Source organism: Pseudomonas sp. P179 (genome assembly GCF_000478485.2).
Lineage (GTDB): Bacteria > Pseudomonadota > Gammaproteobacteria > Pseudomonadales > Pseudomonadaceae > Pseudomonas > Pseudomonas aeruginosa.
Genome location: NZ_KI517354.1, coordinates 5,305,035 through 5,322,942 on the forward strand (window position 1 = coordinate 5,305,035; position 17,908 = coordinate 5,322,942).

18 protein-coding genes are annotated in these 17,908 nt (G+C 67.9%); 10 read left to right on the forward strand and 8 right to left on the reverse strand.

Features of this window, described 5'->3' with window-relative positions:
* Positions 1–61: 61 nt before the first annotated feature.
* From HMPREF1224_RS36750 to HMPREF1224_RS36760, 3 genes are all read left to right on the forward strand, one after another.
* Entirely contained in the window at positions 62–679 is a 618-nt protein-coding gene (locus HMPREF1224_RS36750; RefSeq protein WP_003082470.1) for a C40 family peptidase, read from the forward strand.
* A gap of 82 nt (positions 680–761) precedes the next feature.
* Entirely contained in the window at positions 762–1,295 is a 534-nt protein-coding gene (locus tag HMPREF1224_RS36755) for a C40 family peptidase (RefSeq protein ID WP_010793926.1), read from the forward strand.
* A gap of 22 nt (positions 1,296–1,317) precedes the next feature.
* Positions 1,318–1,980, forward strand: a complete 663-nt coding sequence (locus tag HMPREF1224_RS36760) for an O-methyltransferase (RefSeq protein ID WP_003086626.1) — start codon at positions 1,318–1,320, stop codon at positions 1,978–1,980.
* Between the two features lie 7 nt (positions 1,981–1,987).
* On the opposite strand, the gene HMPREF1224_RS36765 is transcribed toward HMPREF1224_RS36760, so the two are convergent.
* The gene (locus HMPREF1224_RS36765; RefSeq protein WP_003082475.1) at positions 1,988–2,902 is read right to left on the reverse strand and encodes a LysR family transcriptional regulator; all 915 of its coding nucleotides are present in this window, start codon (positions 2,900–2,902) and stop codon (positions 1,988–1,990) included.
* Between the two features lie 300 nt (positions 2,903–3,202).
* Here HMPREF1224_RS36765 and ycaC point away from each other — a divergent pair, with 300 nt between their 5' ends.
* The 7 genes from ycaC (at position 3,203) to HMPREF1224_RS36800 (ending at position 10,073) form a co-directional block, all read left to right on the forward strand.
* Positions 3,203–3,820, forward strand: coding sequence for an isochorismate family cysteine hydrolase YcaC (gene ycaC, locus HMPREF1224_RS36770; protein ID WP_003082476.1), 618 nt, complete (start codon positions 3,203–3,205; stop codon positions 3,818–3,820).
* A 142-nt stretch (positions 3,821–3,962) separates the two neighbouring features.
* On the forward strand, positions 3,963–4,370 hold the full coding sequence (locus HMPREF1224_RS36775) for an OsmC family protein (RefSeq protein WP_003112456.1): 408 nt from the start codon (positions 3,963–3,965) through the stop codon (positions 4,368–4,370).
* Between the two features lie 28 nt (positions 4,371–4,398).
* Positions 4,399–4,956 (forward strand): NAD(P)H-dependent FMN reductase, encoded by a 558-nt coding sequence (locus tag HMPREF1224_RS36780; protein WP_003082483.1) that lies wholly within the window; start codon positions 4,399–4,401, stop codon positions 4,954–4,956.
* A 26-nt stretch (positions 4,957–4,982) separates the two neighbouring features.
* Complete coding sequence (locus tag HMPREF1224_RS36785; protein WP_010793927.1) at positions 4,983–5,930, forward strand: pirin family protein; 948 nt, start codon at positions 4,983–4,985, stop codon at positions 5,928–5,930.
* A gap of 159 nt (positions 5,931–6,089) precedes the next feature.
* Positions 6,090–6,563, forward strand: coding sequence for an SRPBCC family protein (locus HMPREF1224_RS36790; RefSeq protein ID WP_003082488.1), 474 nt, complete (start codon positions 6,090–6,092; stop codon positions 6,561–6,563).
* 2 nt (positions 6,564–6,565) lie between these two features.
* Positions 6,566–8,407, forward strand: a complete 1,842-nt coding sequence (gene kefB / locus HMPREF1224_RS36795; RefSeq protein WP_003086638.1) for a glutathione-regulated potassium-efflux system protein KefB — start codon at positions 6,566–6,568, stop codon at positions 8,405–8,407.
* A gap of 166 nt (positions 8,408–8,573) precedes the next feature.
* The gene (locus tag HMPREF1224_RS36800; RefSeq protein WP_003082495.1) at positions 8,574–10,073 is read left to right on the forward strand and encodes a flavin-containing monooxygenase; all 1,500 of its coding nucleotides are present in this window, start codon (positions 8,574–8,576) and stop codon (positions 10,071–10,073) included.
* Between the two features lie 16 nt (positions 10,074–10,089).
* Here HMPREF1224_RS36800 and HMPREF1224_RS36805 read toward each other — a convergent pair whose 3' ends face one another.
* The 7 genes from HMPREF1224_RS36805 to HMPREF1224_RS36835 all read right to left on the reverse strand — a co-directional run bounded on the left by HMPREF1224_RS36805 (position 10,090) and on the right by HMPREF1224_RS36835 (position 17,902).
* Positions 10,090–11,025, reverse strand: a complete 936-nt coding sequence (locus HMPREF1224_RS36805) for a DedA family protein/thiosulfate sulfurtransferase GlpE (protein WP_010793928.1) — start codon at positions 11,023–11,025, stop codon at positions 10,090–10,092.
* A 169-nt stretch (positions 11,026–11,194) separates the two neighbouring features.
* Positions 11,195–11,893 (reverse strand): pirin family protein, encoded by a 699-nt coding sequence (locus HMPREF1224_RS36810; protein ID WP_003086661.1) that lies wholly within the window; start codon positions 11,891–11,893, stop codon positions 11,195–11,197.
* Between the two features lie 118 nt (positions 11,894–12,011).
* Positions 12,012–12,647 (reverse strand): alpha/beta fold hydrolase, encoded by a 636-nt coding sequence (locus HMPREF1224_RS36815; RefSeq protein ID WP_003082501.1) that lies wholly within the window; start codon positions 12,645–12,647, stop codon positions 12,012–12,014.
* A complete protein-coding gene (locus tag HMPREF1224_RS36820) occupies positions 12,644–13,873 on the reverse strand; it encodes an MDR family MFS transporter (protein WP_003082502.1) in 1,230 nt (409 codons plus the stop codon). The genes HMPREF1224_RS36815 and HMPREF1224_RS36820 overlap by 4 nt, the downstream gene beginning before the upstream one ends.
* Positions 13,870–14,829 (reverse strand): clavaminate synthase family protein, encoded by a 960-nt coding sequence (locus tag HMPREF1224_RS36825; RefSeq protein ID WP_003082503.1) that lies wholly within the window; start codon positions 14,827–14,829, stop codon positions 13,870–13,872. The genes HMPREF1224_RS36820 and HMPREF1224_RS36825 overlap by 4 nt, the downstream gene beginning before the upstream one ends.
* On the reverse strand, positions 14,826–16,424 hold the full coding sequence (locus HMPREF1224_RS36830; protein ID WP_010793929.1) for an asparagine synthetase B family protein: 1,599 nt from the start codon (positions 16,422–16,424) through the stop codon (positions 14,826–14,828). The genes HMPREF1224_RS36825 and HMPREF1224_RS36830 overlap by 4 nt, the downstream gene beginning before the upstream one ends.
* Entirely contained in the window at positions 16,424–17,902 is a 1,479-nt protein-coding gene (locus HMPREF1224_RS36835; protein WP_003159809.1) for an ANL family adenylate-forming protein, read from the reverse strand. The genes HMPREF1224_RS36830 and HMPREF1224_RS36835 overlap by 1 nt, the downstream gene beginning before the upstream one ends.
* Positions 17,903–17,908 lie beyond the last annotated feature (6 nt).

Sequence of the window (17,908 nt, forward strand, 5' to 3'; positions counted from 1 at the left end):
CTTGCATAGGATTGATCGAGAAGGCAAATTAGCCCGCTAGTAAAACTAATGAGACACGGTCGTGCCCATGCTTAAACGCTTAGCACCCCTCGTGCCCATGAGTTTCGTTCTGCTGCTGGCCGCTTGCGCCAGCCATTCGCCGGAGCCGCAGGTCGCCAAAGAGCCGACCGCAGCCAAGAGCAGCATCGACGTCGAACGCGACGCGATCGCTTGGCAGGATGTTGAGGACGAAGGGGCGGACAATTCATCGGCTGGTACGCCTGCGCTGGCGTCCAGCATCCTCGAGCGCGCTTTCGAACTGATCGGTACGCCGTACCGTTTCGGCGGTACGACGGCGAAAGGCTTCGATTGCAGCGGCTTCGTCGGCTACCTGTTCCGCGAGGAGGCCGGCATCAAGCTGCCGCGCTCCACCCGCGAACTCATCGATATGGACGTACCGCTGGTCTCCAAGGACGAGCTGCAGCCCGGCGACCTGCTGTTCTTCAACAACCGTGGCCGTGGTCGCGTCAGCCACGCCGGCATCTACATCGGCGATGGCCAGTTCATCCATTCCGCCAGCCGTCGCGGCGGCGGGGTGCGGGTGGACAGCCTGGACTCCAGCTACTGGAGCCTGAGCTACATGGAAGCCAAGCGGGTGCTCGAACCCGGCTACAAGGATGCCCTGACGAGCAAGCGCTAAACTTAAAGTTTTACTTTAAGTATTGCGTTTAACTCCTTGTCGTAGCAAAGTGGAAGCATTCCTCACCAGGAAGGCTTCCACCATGCATGCACTGGCCCGATTCTCGATCCTCGCCTTTGCTGCGCTGCTTACCGCCTGCGCCAGCAAAGCGCCGCCCCCCGCGCCCGCCAAACAGGTCGTATTCCGTCCGGCGAGGAATTTCTCGCCCGCCGCCGACGATGTGCTGTTCCGTGCCCTCGGCCTGGTCGGCACGCCCTACCGCTGGGGCGGCAACACGCCCGATTCGGGCTTCGATTGCAGCGGCCTGATCAACTTCGTCTACCGCGACATGACCGGCATCAAGCTGCCGCGCTCGACCCGCGAGATGATTTCCATGCGCGCGCCCAGCGTGCCGGTGCAGGCCCTGCAGACCGGCGACCTGGTGTTCTTCGCCACCTCCGGTGGTCGCACCGTGAGCCATGCCGGCATCTACGTCGGCGAGGGTCGCTTCGTGCATGCGCCGCGCACCGGCGGCACGGTGCGCCTGGACAGCCTGCAGAACAGCTACTGGCAACGCGCGTACCTGGACGCCAAGCGCGTGCTGGTCGCGCCGTCGCCGTTGGCGCGGGTGCCCTGAGGCGGGGAGGTCCGGGGCCATCATGACCACCCGCACCCTCAATCTCGACGACAACCTCTATCGCTACCTGCTGGACGTTTCGCTGCGGGAAACCCCGCTGATGACCCGCCTGCGCGAGGAAACCGCGAAGCTGCCCAACGCACGCTGGCAGATCGCCCCCGAGCAGGGCCAGTTCATCGCCTTGCTGCTGACCCTGATCGGCGCGCGGCGGGCGCTGGAGGTCGGCACCTTCACCGGCTACAGCGCCCTGTGCATGGCTACCGCCCTTGGCGAGCAGGGGCGTCTTACCTGCTGCGACCTGCCCGGCGACTACCACCTGACTGCGCGCCGCTACTGGCGCGAAGCCGCTGTCGAGGAGCGCATCGAGCTACGCCTCGGGCCCGCCCTGGAAACCCTGCGTGCGTTGCTCGACGAAGGCCTGGCCGGGCAGTTCGACCTGGCCTTCATCGACGCCGACAAGGCCAACTACCCCGAATACCTGGAGGCCGCGCTGGCGCTGGTGCGCCAGGGTGGGCTGGTGCTTTTCGACAACGTGCTGTGGAGCGGCCGGGTGCTCGAAGCGCAGCCGAAGAGTGCGGATACCCGCGGCATCCAGCAGCTCAACCTGGCGCTGAAGAACGACGCGCGGGTGGACTACTCGCTGCTGCCGATCGGCGACGGGCTGAGCGTCTGTCGCAAGCGCTGAGCGAGGCTCAGCGCACGCCCCACGGCGGGCTGCCCAGGGCCTGCTGGAGAAACTGGACGAACAGCTTCACCTTCGGCGAGAGGGTTGCCGCTCGCGAATACATGGCGTAGATCAGGTCGTCCAGCGGCCGCTCCTGCGGCAGGGCCTCGACCAGCCGGCCGGCGGCCAGGTCCTCGGCGGCGATGAACAGCGGCAGCATCGCCAGGCCCAGGCCACGCACCGCGGCGTCGCGCATGGTCTGGCCGTTGTTGGTGTTGAAGCGTCCGCGCGGGGTGATCATCCGCGCCGGCTCGCCGGCCACCCGCGGCTCGAAGCTCCATAGCTGCGACGGGGTGTTGTGGCTGTAGCCGATGCAGGGATGGCAGAGGATGTCTTCGATGCGTTGCAGCGGGCCGTGCCGTTCCAGGTATTCCGGGCTGCAACACACTACCCGGCGGCTGGTGCCCAGTTGGCGGGCGATCAGCGAGCTGTCCTGCAGGCGGGTGATGCGGATCGCCAGGTCGTAGCCTTCCTTCTCGAAGTCGACGATCCGGTCGTCCAGTTGCAGGACCACTTCCAGGCGCGGGTTGCGCGCCATGAATTCCATCACCAGCGGCCCCAGCCAGAGCGTGCCGAAGCTCATCGGCGCCATCACCCGCAATTCCCCGCACAGGTCGTTCTCGCGCAGGGCCACGCTTTCCGCGGCGTTGTTCAGGTCCTGCAGCGAGGCCTTGGCCGACTTGTAGAAGAAGCCGCCGGCCTCGGTCGGCTCGACGTTGCGCGTCGAGCGGTAGAGCAGGCGCACGCCGAGATGGCGCTCCAGGTCGCTGACGCGTTTGCTGATCACGGACTTGGACAGGCTCATGCGTTCGGCGGCGGCGCTGATGCTGCCCAGCTCGACCACGTTGAGGAAGGCCTGTATGTCTTCAAGGCGCAGGCTCATGGCGAATCTCGAAACAATCGGGAGGCAGACTGTCGCATGCGGGAGAACTCCTGGTAAGGGGATGCGCGCGTCGAACGTGCGGGAAAGACAATGGCAGGGCAAGCGTAGCGCGCCCGGGGAATGGCATTGTTCTCGTATCGAGAACACCGTTTTCGCATTTTACCGGGCGGTAAATCGCTGTCGCTGTCACTACTCTTGATGGGCGGCGTGCGCTCCCGAGACCGCCCATGCTTGCCTCCCAGGAGGCGCTTCGTTTCACACCGCGCGGCGACGGACGCCGCCCGAGACCGGAGAAACACCATGTCCTTCACCTACAAGCGACTCGACAAGAACGATGCGGCGGTGCTGTTCGTCGACCACCAGGCAGGCCTGCTCTCCCTGGTCCGCGATTTCAGCCCGGACGAGTTCAAGAACAATGTCCTGGCATTGGCCGACATCGCCAGGTTCTTCAACCTGCCGACCATCCTCACCACCAGCTTCGAGGATGGCCCCAACGGCCCGCTGGTGCCGGAACTCAAGGAAATGTTTCCGCAGGCCCCTTACATCGCCCGCCCCGGCAACATCAACGCCTGGGACAACGAGGACTTCGTCAAGGCAGTCAAGGCCACCGGCAAGAAGCAACTGATCATCGCCGGCGTGGTGACCGATGTCTGCGTAGCCTTCCCGACCCTCTCGGCACTGGAGGAGGGGTTTGACGTATTCGTCGTCACCGACGCCTCCGGCACCTTCAACCCGGTGGTGCGCGACGCCGCCTGGGCGCGCATGACCGCCGCCGGCGCGCAACTGATGAACTGGTTCAGCGTCGGCTGCGAACTGCACCGCGACTGGCGCAACGACATCGAAGGCTTCGGTGCCATCCTCGGCGGCCACCTGCCGGCGTACGCCAACCTGATCCAGAGCTTCGGCACGAAGAAGTAAGCCGGCTTCGCCGCTGTCCCGGACACAAGGCACTCCGACCATCGGGTGCCTTGTGTCGTTTTCCGTCCAGGTGTTTTCATCGGAACGCCGCTTCGCCGGAACCCGAGGTTCCGGCACGCCCCCCATGCACAGGAGAAACCCCATGGCTACCCAGGTCGTCAACGCTTCCCTCGGCACCACCCCTTATCGCGTGACCCTCGGCGACGACAGCCACCAGTGGCTGAGCGACGTGCCGGCCGCCCTCGGCGGCGGCGACAGCGGTCCCTCGCCGCACGAGATCCTGCTCTCGGCGCTGGGCGCCTGCACGGCGATCACCGTGGCGATGTACGCGCAGCGCAAGGAGTGGCCGCTGGAGGGGATCGACGTGCAACTGAACATCGTCGAGGAACGCACCAAGCCGGAGCCCTTCACCCATATCCGCCGCGACATCCGCCTGGCCGGCGATCTCGATGCCGAGCAGCGCCAGCGCCTGCTGGAGATCGCCAATGCCTGCCCGATCCATCGTGTACTCTCCGGAGAGGTCAGCGTCAGCAGCCAACTGCGCGACTGAACCCCGCACACACATCGAGGAGCACGGCATGAGCGACGACATCAAGGTATTGGGCATTTCCGGCAGCCTGCGCAGCGGCTCCTACAACAGCGCGGCGCTGCAGGAGGCGATCGGCCTGGTCCCGCCGGGCATGAGCATCGAGCTGGCGGACATCTCCGGCATCCCGCTGTACAACGAGGACGTCTACGCCCTCGGCTTCCCGCCCGCGGTGGAACGCTTCCGCGAGCAGATTCGCGCGGCGGACGCGCTGCTGTTCGCCACCCCGGAATACAACTATTCGATGGCCGGGGTGCTGAAGAATGCCATCGACTGGGCCTCGCGGCCGCCGGAGCAGCCGTTCTCCGGCAAGCCGGCGGCGATCCTCGGCGCCAGCGCCGGGCGTTTCGGCACCGCGCGGGCGCAGTATCACTTGCGCCAGACGCTGGTGTTCCTCGACGTTCATCCGCTGAACAAGCCGGAAGTGATGATCTCCAGCGCGCAGAACGCCTTCGACGCCCAGGGCCGGCTGCTCGACGACAAGGCGCGCGAGCTGATCCAGCAGCAGTTGCAGGCCCTGCAGCTATGGGTGCGCCGCCTGCGCGGTTGAATGCCTCGTCACCGGAGAGCCTGAACATGAGCAATACCGAAGAGCGTTGCGACCTGTCCTCCTCGCGGGACTGTCCGGAGCGCCGCGAACACCTGCTGCAACGGGTCACCGCGCGTGCCGCGGAAATCGGCGGCGGGATCACCGTCAGTCGGCTGATGCCGTCGCGCCAGCGGCGGATGATCGGTGCCTGGTGCTTCCTCGACCATGCCGGTCCCGCCGAATTCGAACCCGGCGGCGGCCTGGCCGTGGGCCCGCACCCGCACATCGGCCTGCAGACCTTTACCTGGATGATCCAGGGCGAGGCGTTGCACCGCGACAGCCTGGGCAACGTCCAGGTGATCCGCCCCGGCCAGGTCAACCTGATGACCGCCGGCCATGGCATCGCCCACACCGAGGAGTCACTGCCCGACGAGCGCCACGCCCACGCCGCGCAGTTGTGGATCGCGCTGCCCTACGAGCAGCGCGACATCGCCCCGGCCTTCGACCATCATCCCGACCTGCCGCGCTGGCAGGAGCAGGGGGTCACCTTCACCCTGCTGGCCGGCGCTCTGGACGGGCGGCAGGCGCCGTGCCGGCTCTACTCGCCGCTGCTCGGTGCCGACCTGGCCTGCCACGACGCCTCGACCCTGCAACTGACGCTCGACCCGCACTTCGAGTACGGCCTGCTGCCGCTGGAAGGCGGGTTGGAAGTGGGCGGCGAGCATTTCGCGGTGAACGAACTGGCCTACCTGGGCGACGGCCGCGACGGCCTGCAACTGCAACTCGACCCTGGCGCGCGGGTGCTATTGCTGGGTGGCGCACCGTTCGGCGCGGAGATCTTCATGTGGTGGAACTTCGTCGGCCACAGCAAGGGTGAGATCGCCCGGGCGCAGAAGGCCTGGGAGGAGGGGGATGCCCGCTTCGGCCGGCTCGACGCCCTGGAAGGGCCGCGCTTGAGCGCTCCGCCGATTCCCTGGAAGATCGACGCCGAGTGAGGTCGATGTGCCGCCGGGTGCCCCGGCGGCGTCCTCGAATGCCTGTCGGCGATCGTTGCGGACCTGCGGTCTGGCGATTCGCCGGCAGCGGGAAAACTTTCTGCACCCATCGCCGGTCAGAACTCGCCTATCGCATGCACCGAACAGGAAGTGAGCCACATGCAATTCGAACACCTGGTCCAGGTCAACGACCGGACGCTTGTCGACCTGCCGGTCCTCGACCGGCTGCAACTCTGGGAAGGCCTGGTCTGCCGTGCGCGCGAGCCACAGTATTTCGTCGTCGGCCTGGAGCGTTTCGAGATCCTCGTCGATGACGGCGACCGCCTGCACCGGCGCCTGTACCTGCCGGGTCTGGTGGTCGAGGACGAAGTCGTGCTGAAGGCGCCGGACAGTGCCCACTACAGCATCAAGCCGAGCGCCGAGGTGGCCGGCGGCAGCCTCGACATGACCATCGAGGAGCCGGAACCCGGCTCGCTGTTCGTGCGTTTCGCCTACTGCACCCGCTACCTGCAGCCGCTGGGCGACGAACTGCCCTACGACGCCTTCGTCAAGCAGGCCTATATCGCCATGGATGTGGAGACCATCGCCACCATCCGCGACCGGTTCGGCGCCAGCGCCGCCAGCGGGAGTTGAGCGTGGAACACGGAAGCAGTTTTCTCCAGTCCGGCGTGGTCTTCCTGATCGCGGCGGTGTTCATGGTGCCGCTGGCCAAGCGCCTGCAACTGGGCGCGGTGCTCGGCTACCTGCTGGCCGGCGTGCTGATCGGTCCCAGCGTGCTGGGCCTGGTGGACAACCCGGAAAGCGTCGCGCAGATCTCCGAGATGGGCGTGGTATTGCTGCTGTTCATCATCGGCCTGGAGCTGTCGCCGCGGCGCCTGTGGGTGATGCGCAAGTCGGTGTTCGGCGTCGGCCTGCTGCAGGTGCTGCTGACCGGCGTGGTGATCGGCACCGTGGCCCTGGTCGGCTTCGACCAACCGGTGAACAGCGCGGTGGTGCTCGGCCTGGGCCTGGCGCTGTCGTCCACCGCCTTCGGCCTGCAGATCCTCGCCGAGCGCAAGGAACTGACCCAGCCCCATGGCCGCCTGGCCTTCGCCATCCTGCTGTTCCAGGATATCGCGGCGATCCCGCTGATCGCCATGATCCCGCTGCTCAGCGGTGCGCACAGCGACGCCGGCGGCAGCGAACTGACCCAGACCCTCAAGGTAGTCGGCAGCATCGCCGCGGTGGTGGTCGGTGGCCGCTACCTGCTGCGCCCGGTGTTCCGCATCGTCGCCCAGACCAAGCTGCAGGACATGTCCACCGCCACCGCGCTGCTGGTGGTGATGGGCACCGCGCTGCTGATGGAGCTGGCCGGCGTGTCCATGGCCCTCGGTGCCTTCCTCGCCGGCCTGCTGCTGGCCGACTCGGAGTACCGCCACGAACTGGAGGCGCAGATCGAGCCGTTCAAGGGCCTGTTGCTCGGCCTGTTCTTCATCAGCGTGGGGATGAGCGCGGACATCAGCCTGCTGCTCAAGTCGCCGTGGATGGTGCTCGGCCTGACCGTGCTGCTGATCGCCCTGAAGGCGCCGGTGCTGTACTTCGTCGGACGCATTTCCGGCGGCCTCGACAAGGCCTCGGCGCTGCGCCTGGGCGTGGTCCTGGCGGCCGGCGGCGAGTTCGCCTTCGTCGTGTTCAAGATGGCCCGCGACCAGGGCCTGTTCCAGAACGACCTGCACAACCTGCTGGTGCTTTCCATCACCCTGTCGATGGCCCTGACCCCGTTGCTGGTACTCGGTCTCGCGCGCCTGCTGGCGAAGGAGCCGGAGGCGACGAAGCCGCCGCCGGAAATGGAACGCATCGACAACGACGACACCCCGCGCGTGGTGATCGCCGGGGTCGGCCGCATGGGCCAGATCGTCGCTCGCGTGCTGCGCGCCCAGCGCGTGCCGTTCATCGCCCTGGACACCTCGGTGGAGACCATCGAGCTGACCCGTACCCTCGGCGCGATCCCGATCTTCTACGGCGACCCGATGCGCCCGGAGATCCTTCGCGCGGCCCAGGTAGAGAAGGCCGAGTTCTTCGTCATCGCCACCGATGACCCGGAGACCAACATCGAGACGGCCAAGCGCGTGCGCAAGCTGTATCCGCACCTGAAGATCATCGCTCGCGCGCGTAACCGCCAGCACGTCCACCTGTTGCTCGACGCCGGGGTCGAGCCGGTGCGCGAGACCTTCTTCTCCAGCCTGGAGATGAGCCGCATGGTGCTCTGCGGCCTGGGTCTGAGCGAGGAACAGGCGGACGCGCGGATCCGTCGTTTCCGCCGGCACGACGAAGAGGTCCTGGCCTCCCAGCACCTGTTCTACAACGACCGCGACGCGCTGATCAAAAGCGCTCGCGAGGCGCGGGTCGAGCTGGAGACGCTGTTCCAGACCGACCAGCTGGAAGACCGTGGCGCGGTAGCGGCGGAGACCCCGGAGAAACCTTCCCGCGCGTCCTAGCGCCCGACCCATGCCGGTACGCCGGCATGGGTAATTCCCACGCCTGGGTCCATACTTTGCGGATATCGCAGTACGAAGGTTGGGATACCCGCGCGGCATCCCCTCTGTAGGGTGGAGGGCATCAGCCCAGCAGACGGCTGGACGCTTCCGCCGATCGAGGAACCTTATGCCTGTCGAACACCTGGACGTACTCATCGTCGGCGCCGGATTGTCCGGCGTCGGCGCCGCCTACCACCTGATGAAGCATTGCCCCGGCAAGAGCTTCGCCCTGCTCGAAGGGCGCGCGGCGATGGGCGGTACCTGGGACCTGTTCCGCTACCCCGGCATCCGTTCCGACTCGGACATGTTCACCCTCGGCTACAACTTCAAGCCATGGAGCGATCCCAAGGCCATCGCCGACGGTCCGTCGATCCGCCGCTACATCGAGGAGACCGCACGGGAGAACGGCATCGACCGGAAGATCCGCTACCGCCACCGGGTGCTCAGGGCCGACTGGGATTCCGCCAATGCGCGCTGGAACCTCGACGTGCAGCGCGGCGACGAGCCCGAGCCGCTGCGCATGACCGCGCAGTTCCTGCTGATGTGCACCGGCTACTACCGCTACGAGGCCGGCTATACCCCGGAATTCGTCGGTCGCGAGGACTTCGCCGGGCAGGTCGTCCATCCGCAGCTGTGGCCCGAGGACCTCGACTACAGCGGCAAGAAGGTGGTGGTGATCGGTAGCGGCGCGACCGCCGTGACCCTGGTGCCGTCGCTGACCGACAAGGCCGCCCACGTCACCATGTTGCAGCGCTCGCCATCCTACGTGATCACCCTGCCGCAGAAGGACGCGATCTCCAATTTCCTCCGCCGCTTCCTTCCGGAAACCTGGATCTACCGCCAGGCGCGGGCGCGCAACGTGGCCATGCAGATGGTCTTCTTCATGCTCGCCAGGACCTTCCCCGGCCTGGTCCGCAAGGCCCTGCTCAAGCTGGCCAGCCTGCAACTGGGCAAACGCTTCGACATGCGTCACTTCAGCCCGCGCTACAAGCCGTGGGACGAGCGGGTCTGCGCGGTGCCGGACGGCGACCTGTTCAAGGTGCTGCGCAAGGGCAAGGCGTCGGTGGTCACCGAGCACATCGACCGCTTCGTCGAGCGGGGCATTCGCCTGAAGACCGGCGAGGTGCTGGAGGCGGACATCATCGTCACCGCCACCGGCCTCGACCTGGTGATGTTCGGCGGCGCCGAGCTGGCGGTCGACGGCAAGCCGTTCCAGGTCAACCAGAGCATGGGCTATCGCGGCATCATGCTGCGCGACCTGCCGAACCTGGCGGCGGTGGTCGGCTATACCAACGCCAGTTGGACGCTCAAGGCGGACCTCTCCAGCGAATACTTCTGCCGCCTGATCAATCACATGGATGCCACCGGCATGCGCCAGGTGACCGCCCGCGACAGCACCGGCGACGTGCGCGAGGAGCCCTTCCTCAACCTCGACTCCGGCTACATCCAGCGCGCCGCCGAGCGCATGCCCAAGCAGGGCGACCGGATGCCCTGGAAGCTTTACCAGAACTACGTCCTCGACCTGGCGCTGCTGCGCTACGGCAAGGTCGAGGACGGCTACCTGGTGTTCTCCTCGCCGGCGCCGCAGCGGCAAGCCGGCGGCGCGGCGGTGCAGGCCCTGGGCTGAACCCGGTGGGCGTCGCTCAGGTGTTCGCCACGACCTGCCCGTAGGCCTTGCGCCAGGCGTCCAGGCCGCCGGCCAGCGCCCAGGTGCGGGTGAAGCCGGAGGCGTTGAGGCGCTGGGCGAGCATCGCGGCGGAAAGTTCGTGGGGACAGGCGCAATAGATGACGATGCTGGCGTCCCTGAGGTCGCCGGGGAGGTCCTTCAGCGACACGTTCAGCTCCACCGGGATGGCTCCCGGAATGCCGCTTGGCTCGTCTTCGTGATGGGCGCGGACATCGAGGATCACCGGCAATTGCCCCTGTTCGCGAAGGTTTTCCAGTTCCTCCACGCTGATTCGCGGAATCCGCCGGCTGCGCGACAGCAGGCGCTGGCGCTGCCAGAGCTTCCAGGCGATGAAGGCGGCGAAGGCGCCGGCGATCAGCAGCGCGCCGATGGCCGCGTAGTCGCTGAGCAGGGCCAGCAGGTGGTCTACCGCATCGCTGAAGATCACCCCCAGCAGCAGCGCGGAACCGGCCCAGAGTGCCGAGCCGGCGGCGTCGTAGGCGAGGAAGCGGCGCAGGTGGGTGCGGGTCATGCCGGCCAGGGTGGTGGACAACGCACTGGCGCCGGGCAGGAACTTCGACATCAGCAGCGCCCTCGGACCGACCCGCAGGTACATGTTCTGGCTCTGGCGGATGCAACTGTCCTGGGACAGCGAGACCTTGCAGATGCTGCGCAGGAGGAAGCCGCCGTAGCGGCGTCCGGCCAGGTACCAGGCGACGTCCGCCAGCAGGCAGGCGAGCACCACCACCAGCAGGACCACGCCCAGCGGCGCGCCGACGCCCTGCATGGCCAGCGCGCCGGCGACGATCAGCGCCGGGTAGGCAGGGATCGGCAGCCCGGCCTGCTCGCAGAGCACGTTGAGGAACAGCAGGAGCAGCCCGTGGTTCTCCAGCAGGGGTTGCAGTTCACGCATGGCGGAGCCTCTCGAATTCTTCTGCGGGTAGTGTGAGCGCGAAGCGTGAAGCTGGGAAGAACCCAGTCGGCAGGGCCGGAGGCGTTGCGGCGGATAACGCCGCTGCGTCGAGAGAGGCTGGGGCGCAACGAAAGCAGCCCCTCGCCCGTGGGGGCGAGGGGCTGTCGGGTCAGGCCACTTCCACCAGCAGCACTTCGCTGTCTTCCAGGGCGGTGACCTTCAGGGTCGGTTCGTCGCGTACCGCCAGGCCATCGCGGGCCTCGGCGCGCACGCCGTTGACCTCGATGCTGCCGGTGGCCGGCACCAGGTAGGCGCGGCGACCGTTTTCCAGGGCGTACTCGGCGCTCTGGCCGGCCTTCAGGGTCACCGCGGCGACCTCGGCGTCGGCGCGGATGTGCAGCGCTTCGCTGTCCTGCTCGTCGCCGCTGGCGAGAGTGACGAAACGACCGTCGCGCTCGGCCTTCGGGAACGGTTTGGAGCCCCAGCGCGGTTGGTCGCCGCGGCGGTCCGGGATGATCCAGATCTGGAAGATCCGGGTGGTCTCGGCTTCCAGGTTGTACTCCGAATGGACGATGCCGGTACCGGCGCTCATCACCTGCACGTCACCGGCCTCGGTGCGGCCCTTGTTGCCCAGGCTGTCCTGGTGGGTGATCGCGCCTTCGCGGACATAGGTAATGATCTCCATGTCGCGGTGCGGGTGCGGCGGGAAGCCGCTGCCGGCGGCGATCTCGTCATCGTTCCAGACCCGCAGGCGGCCCCAGTCCTCGCGCTCCGGATCATAGTAGTCGGCGAAGGAAAAATGATGACGCGCGTTCAGCCAGCCGTGGTTGGCATGGCCCAGACGGTCGAAGGGACGACGTTCGATCATGATCGGATCTCCATTGGGCCCGTCGCCGCTCGTTTGCGCGAGGGGGGCGGGCGGTTGATGGGGTCATCATCCGTCAGATCATTGCGATAAAAAAGCGCGTATTTGTGGCTTTATCTATCTAATTATTAGATTCGATAAGGGCGCGAAGGAAGCGCGGGTCCGCCAGTGCGGCGAGGTGCCCGCCCGGGTATTCCCGCACTCGCGCGTCCAGGCGGTGGGCGAAGGTACGTTGCAGCGGCGGCGGGCTGAGCCGGTCGGCGGCCGCCACAACGTAGGTGACCGGGCAGGCTGGACGAACCTGCCGCGGCGAGTCGATCAGCAATTGCGCGGGTTCGCTGGCGCTGGTCGGCACCTCGGCGCCGAGCAGTTCGAGGAAGCCGGCGCGGTCTTCCAGGCGGACCCGCCCTCCGAGCGGGTCGAGGCGGCATAGCCCGAGGAGATTGTCCTGGCCGCTGTCCTGGTAGCTTTCCAGCGCGCCGCCGCCCTCGCTGACCAGCGCGCTGAACAGGTACAGGTGCGCGGCGCGCTCGCCCAGGCGGGCCGCCAGGCATTGCGCCAGGTAGCCGCCGAAGCTGTGGCCGCAGAGTATCACCCGCTCCTCGCCGGCCAGCGTGGCGGCGGCCTGGTCCAGCCAATGCGCCAGGTCGCATCCGGGCGCGTCGCGCAGATGGTCGCAGCTTCGCCAGCCGGCGCCTTCCACGGACCAGGCGGAGCGGCGCAGGAAAAATCCCGAGACCAGCAGCGCGCCGCTCATCCGCCGGCCCGCTCGGCCTGGCGCAGGCCGACCGCGCCGACCTGCAGCAGCATGATCACCCCGCACAGCGCGGCCAGGCCGAGGTACAGCGCCTGGCTGCCGGCATGGTCGAGCATGATCCCGCCGTACAGCGGTGCCAGCGCGGTGCCGAGGCTGTAGAGATTGGCCGCGCCGAAATAGCTGCCGCGCAAGTCGTCGGGGGTCAGTTGGTCGACCTCCACGCTGAAGGTCGGGAACACGATCAGTTCGCCGAGGCTGAGCACCACCGTGGCCAGCGCCAGGCCGGCGAACAGGGTCACCGGGGTCCAGGCGAAGCCTAGCTGGGCCAGGAGCATGAGCAGCATGCCGAGCATCAGGCGGCCGCCGGTGCCGGTGTTTTCCAGCAGGCGGAGGAGGGGAAACTGGGCGACCACTATGGTCAGCGCGTTGATGGTCACCAGCAGGGCGATGCTGTTGACCACGTCGGGCAGACCGCTGCGGGTGAGGTACTGCACGAGGGTCGAATCGAAGGTGGCGTAGATCAGCGCGGCCAGCATGTTGCACAGCAACAGCAGGGTGAAGGCGCGATGCCGGGCCATGCTCAGGCAGGCTTCGAGGAACCCCGTCGAGGATCGCGGGGCAAGGCTGCGCCGCTTAAGTTCGAGGTGGTGCAGCAGGCGCCAGAGCAGCAGGCCGTAGCAGAAGTAGACCAGCGCTGTGACCAGGAAGGTGCCGGCCTGGGCGGCGACGCCGAGAGTCAGGCCGATCAGCGGGCCGAGGGCGGCGCCGAGGTTGATCAGGAAGTACCGGCAGTAGAGCGCCAGTTCCCGCGAGCGGCGATCCTCGACGCGGTCGCCGATCAGCGCCTTGCAACTGGATTCGAGCAGGGCGCAGCCGATGCTCACCCCGGAGATCGCCAGTCCGTAGGACAGCGGCTGGCCGCTGAAGCCCAGCAACACGAAGGAAAGCCCGCTGAGGCTGGTGCCGAAGAAGATCAGGCGCTTGCGCCCGAAACGGTCCGACAGCCAGCCGGTGTAGATGCCGCTGAGCGCGCCGCAGACGGTCGCCAGCGCCAGCAGCAGGCCGATGGCGCTGGCGGACAGCCGGAACTCGCGCCACAGCAGCAATGCCAGGAACGGCCAGACCATGAAGTAGGCGCCGCGGGTCAGCAGCGTACCGACGAGCATCACGTGGATTTCCGTCGGCAGGGCGCGGAAGCGTTGCACGCTGAAGGTGTTGTCGCTCACGGGCGGGGCTCCTGGGCGAGGGGACGGATGCCGCCGCGCAGGCTGCCGGCGGCTACCTGGTGGAACAGCGGCAGGAAGCTTTCCGGCAGTTCGCGGGTGAACTCGCTGCTCAGCCAGCAGCGCAGCAGGCAGCGGCGCTGCCGCTCGTCGTCGCTGAACTCGGTGCGCGCGTGCAGGGTGGTGTGGTTGTTCACCAGCACCAGCATGCCCTTGCTGAAGTCCAGTTCGGCATAGCCGTCGGCGCGTTCGATCGCCTCGTCCAGGCCGTCGAGCATGCTTCGCACCTGCGGGGCGAGGCTTAGCCCGTGGCGCGTCACCGATTCGTTGAACTTGCGGATATAGCGCAAGACGAAGGTCCGCGGGGTTTCCGTGAGCAGCGGCACCAGCGCGTAGTCGGCGTCGCCTTCGTCGCGCAGGTCGTGGGGGATCGGCTGGCCGAGCAGGGGCAGCCAGGCCGGATTGGCGGCTTCCAGGGTGGCGAGGACGTCGGCCGAGGAACGGATGCGGAAGGCGCCGCCCCGGCGTGCCGGCGACCAGCAGGCGAGCACCGTGAGGTCGGCGCGATCGGAGTGGAAGGCCAGTTCCTGGCTGGTCAGGTGGCCGCGCTGCGGCGCGTCGCGGGCGTCGCGCAGGCCGAGGTCGCGCACTTCCTTGAGGTACTCGCCGTTGCGGTTGATCGCCACGGTGCGTCCCAGCCATTGGCAGAATGCGCGGAACACCCGCTGGAATTCGTCCTCGGCGAGTCCGCGCAGCAGCGCGGAATCGTGCAGCAGCACGCCGCTTCCATGCTCCAGTTCGTGATGCAGGCGCTGGCGCAGGAGAGCCTCCGCGCTATCCGCGGGACGCCGCTCCAGCAGGCGCGCGAACAGCGTTTCCAGGCCGGCGGCGAAAGCGGCCGAAGCGCAGAACACCGCGTTGCCCCGCCAGGGCGCGGGGCGACGATGGATGGTTGTCATAGCGAGGCTCCGTATTCCTGCTGCCAGAGCGACAGGGTGGTGAGGGTGAACAACTGGTCGCCGGGCAGCGCCGCGACGCTCGGTGCATCCAGGCCTTCCAGGCCGAGGTCGTGGAGCGCCGGCAGGCGTTCGGCGAGGTGCCGGCGCATTTCCCCGAGGGCCTGCGGCCAACGTTCGAACGGCAGGCGGAAATGCCGTTTCGGCTGCGCCTGCCAGCGTTTCTCGCGCTGCTCCAGGAGCGCCACCAGCGGTGCCTTGGCGGTGTCGCCGACGATCCGCTGGAGGCGCCCGGCGCGCTGCGCCAGGGCGCCATGCAGGTAGGGGGTGCGCGCTTCGATGGTGCGCGACATCAGCAGATGGTCGGCGCGGCGCAGCAGCGGCTCCAGCGAGTAGTGCAGGTCGAACTGGCCGATCGCCGCCTCGAGGCCCCGGCCGAGGGCCTCGTGGGCGAGTTCCTCGATCCGCTCGGCGACCCGTCGGCCCGCCGGTTCCGCCAGCAGCGCGGCCTTGCGCCGGTACTCGCCGAACCAGGCGGCGGCGAAGCGCCGCGGTTCCGGTGCGTCGCGCCGGCGCCAGAGTTCGAGATGGCGCGGGTAGCCCCAGAACAGTTCGTCGGCGCCTTCGCCGAGAAGCACGCAGTGATAGCCCTGCTCGCCGATACCGTCGGCCAGGCGCTGGTACATCAGCAGGCTGGACATCCGTGTCGCCCCGCCGAAGTTGCCGACCGCGCGACGCAGCAGCGGCATGAAGGCTTCCTGGCGCAGCTCGAAGCGTTGCAGCCGAGGGTGTGGCAGCAGGCTTTCCTCGTCGCCTTCCAGGCACAGGTGAAAGCGTTGCAACTGCGGGTCCAGGTAGCTGCCGAGCAGGTTGGAATCGACCCCGCCGCTGACCAGCAGGGCGCAGGGGCGGAAGGTCTGGCGGCAGCGTTCGAGGGTTTCGCCGAGCTGCTCGTCGAGGCTGTCCACCTCGCTGGCCGGGGCGGTGGCCAGCCGCTGGCGCTGGCAGAGGCGCGGACGCTCCTGGGAGAGATCGAAGCGCAACACCTCGCCGGGCAGCAGCAGACGGACCTGCTGGAACAGGGTCTGGCCTTCCAGCGGCACGCCGGCGGCGACCACCTGGGCGATCGCCTCGGCGTCGGCGCGGGCGCCGCCGAGCAGGTGCAGCAGCGCCCGCGGCTCGGAGGCGAAGGCCAGCAGGCCGCGCTCGGGCTGGTAGCTGTAGTACAGCGGCTTGATGCCGAACTCGTCGCGCAGCAGGGTCAATTGCCGGGTCTGCGGGTCCCAGCTGGCGAGGGCGTACATGCCGTCCGGCAGTACCCCGCGCTGCAAGCCGTCGAGCAGCAGGCGGATCTCGCCATGGATTTCGCAGCCGGCCTGGTAGACCTCGCCGTTGTAGGCGACCCGCCGCTGGCCCTCCTGCGGCGGCAGCGGTACCGCCGCGGCGCCGGACATCGGCAGGCGGGTCATGCCGATGGCGCCGTTCGGCAGGGCCGCGATGCCCTCGCCGAACGGGCCGCGATGGGCCAGCAGGCGTAGCGCTCCGGCGAAGCGCGAGACACTGAAACCGGTGCCGACGTAACCGAGGATGCCGCACATCACGAGGCTTCCCGTTGCAGCAGGGCGGCGAGCGCACGGCGGTCGTGCTTGCCGGCGCCGTTCAGCGGCAGGGCCTGGTGCGACAGCACCACGCGCTGTGGCGCGCGGAGGGTGCCGAGCTGCTGCTGGAGCCAGGGCAGGAAGGCGAACTCGACCTGCGGCGCGGTGTGGATCACGGCGACATAGTCTTCGCCATAGAGCGGGCAGTCGACCTTCAGGCAGCAGACGTCGATCACCTCGTCCAGGCCGTTGAGCGCCCTTTCGCATTCATTCAGGTGGAACAGGTTGCCGCCCTTGTTGATGGTGCCGTCGCAACGGCCGAGGACGTGCACGCAGCGGTCCTCGTCGAAGTAGGCGAGGTCCTGGGTGTTCAGCCAGCCGTCCTCGAGCACCTGGGCGGTCAGGTCGGGGCGGTTGACGTAGCCGGAGAACAGGCTCGGCGTGCGCACCCACAGGCGCCCGCGTTCGCCGCTGCCCTCCAGCGGGCGGCCGTCGGGGTCGGTCAGCTTGAGTTCCAGGCCGACGGCAGGTCCCACCGAGTTGTCGAACGCATCGCCGCGACGCTTGCCGAAGAGGAAGGCGAAGCCGCACTCGCTGAGGCCGTAGATGTTCGCCAGCGCCGCGTAGTCGCGCTGGAAGGCCGCCTGCAGGTCGGCGTCCAGGCGCGCCGAGCCGGCGACGCAGAGCAGGCGCTGCAACGGCAAGCGGCGCGGCGGCGGGGAGCCTTCCTTGACCATGTGGTTGACCACCGGCGGCACCAGGTAGAGGAAACTGATGCCGAAGCGTTCCACGCATTCCCAGAAGCCTTCGCTGTCGGCCCAGCAGTGCAGCGGCAGGAGCACCGCGCTGCCGCCGTACAGCAGCGGGAAGAGGAAATTGATGCCGAGGATGCCCAGGCCGCTGATCCGGTAGAAGCAACCGGAGCGCGTGTGCTCGCCGATGCCCAGGCAGTCGCGGCCGATGCGGTAGGCATGGAGCATGGCCTGCTGGCTGAGTTCGATGCCTTTCGGCTGGCCGGTGGTGCCCGAGGTGAACAGGATCATGTGGCTGTGCGCGGCGCGGTCGAGCCGGCGCGTCGCGCTGCGCTCGAAGTCCAGCGCCAGGCGCAGCCCGGCCAGCGCGCCCTCGAGCGGATGTTCGCTGGCCAGCGCGTCCAGGCGCATCTCGTCGACGATGGCCTGCTTCGCGGCCTCCCCCCACTCGGGATCGATCAGCACCAGATGCTTGCCCGCGCGCATGACCGCATAGATCAGGCAGAGGTTGCGGTAGCTGTTGTCGAGCAGCACGCCGACACTGCGGCAGGCATGCGCGGCGATCTGCTCGGCGAGGGCATCGACCTGGCGGTCGGCGTCGCCCCAGGTGTATTCCAGCGGTCGCTCCGGCTCGCGGGCGTCGATCAGGAACGGCCGCCGCGGGTCGGCGCTGCCGAGATGGCGGAGGGTGCTGTCGAGCGATACGGGTACGGGGAGGCTGCTCATGCCGGC

Bases quoted from the DNA above. Each gene is read 5' to 3' on its own strand.
- HMPREF1224_RS36830 (WP_010793929.1), bottom strand. From the start codon at position 16,424: ATGTGCGGCATCCTCGGTTACGTCGGCACCGGTTTCAGTGTCTCGCGC.
- HMPREF1224_RS36765 (WP_003082475.1), bottom strand. From the start codon at position 2,902: ATGAGCCTGCGCCTTGAAGACATACAGGCCTTCCTCAACGTGGTCGAG.
- HMPREF1224_RS36800 (WP_003082495.1), top strand. From the start codon at position 8,574: ATGCCTGTCGAACACCTGGACGTACTCATCGTCGGCGCCGGATTGTCC.
- HMPREF1224_RS36785 (WP_010793927.1), top strand. From the start codon at position 4,983: ATGAGCAATACCGAAGAGCGTTGCGACCTGTCCTCCTCGCGGGACTGT.
- HMPREF1224_RS36825 (WP_003082503.1), bottom strand. From the start codon at position 14,829: ATGACAACCATCCATCGTCGCCCCGCGCCCTGGCGGGGCAACGCGGTG.
- HMPREF1224_RS36790 (WP_003082488.1), top strand. From the start codon at position 6,090: ATGCAATTCGAACACCTGGTCCAGGTCAACGACCGGACGCTTGTCGAC.
- HMPREF1224_RS36810 (WP_003086661.1), bottom strand. From the start codon at position 11,893: ATGATCGAACGTCGTCCCTTCGACCGTCTGGGCCATGCCAACCACGGC.
- HMPREF1224_RS36815 (WP_003082501.1), bottom strand. From the start codon at position 12,647: ATGAGCGGCGCGCTGCTGGTCTCGGGATTTTTCCTGCGCCGCTCCGCC.
- HMPREF1224_RS36760 (WP_003086626.1), top strand. From the start codon at position 1,318: ATGACCACCCGCACCCTCAATCTCGACGACAACCTCTATCGCTACCTG.
- HMPREF1224_RS36755 (WP_010793926.1), top strand. From the start codon at position 762: ATGCATGCACTGGCCCGATTCTCGATCCTCGCCTTTGCTGCGCTGCTT.
- HMPREF1224_RS36805 (WP_010793928.1), bottom strand. From the start codon at position 11,025: ATGCGTGAACTGCAACCCCTGCTGGAGAACCACGGGCTGCTCCTGCTG.
- HMPREF1224_RS36835 (WP_003159809.1), bottom strand. From the start codon at position 17,902: ATGAGCAGCCTCCCCGTACCCGTATCGCTCGACAGCACCCTCCGCCAT.
- HMPREF1224_RS36775 (WP_003112456.1), top strand. From the start codon at position 3,963: ATGGCTACCCAGGTCGTCAACGCTTCCCTCGGCACCACCCCTTATCGC.
- ycaC (WP_003082476.1), top strand. From the start codon at position 3,203: ATGTCCTTCACCTACAAGCGACTCGACAAGAACGATGCGGCGGTGCTG.
- HMPREF1224_RS36780 (WP_003082483.1), top strand. From the start codon at position 4,399: ATGAGCGACGACATCAAGGTATTGGGCATTTCCGGCAGCCTGCGCAGC.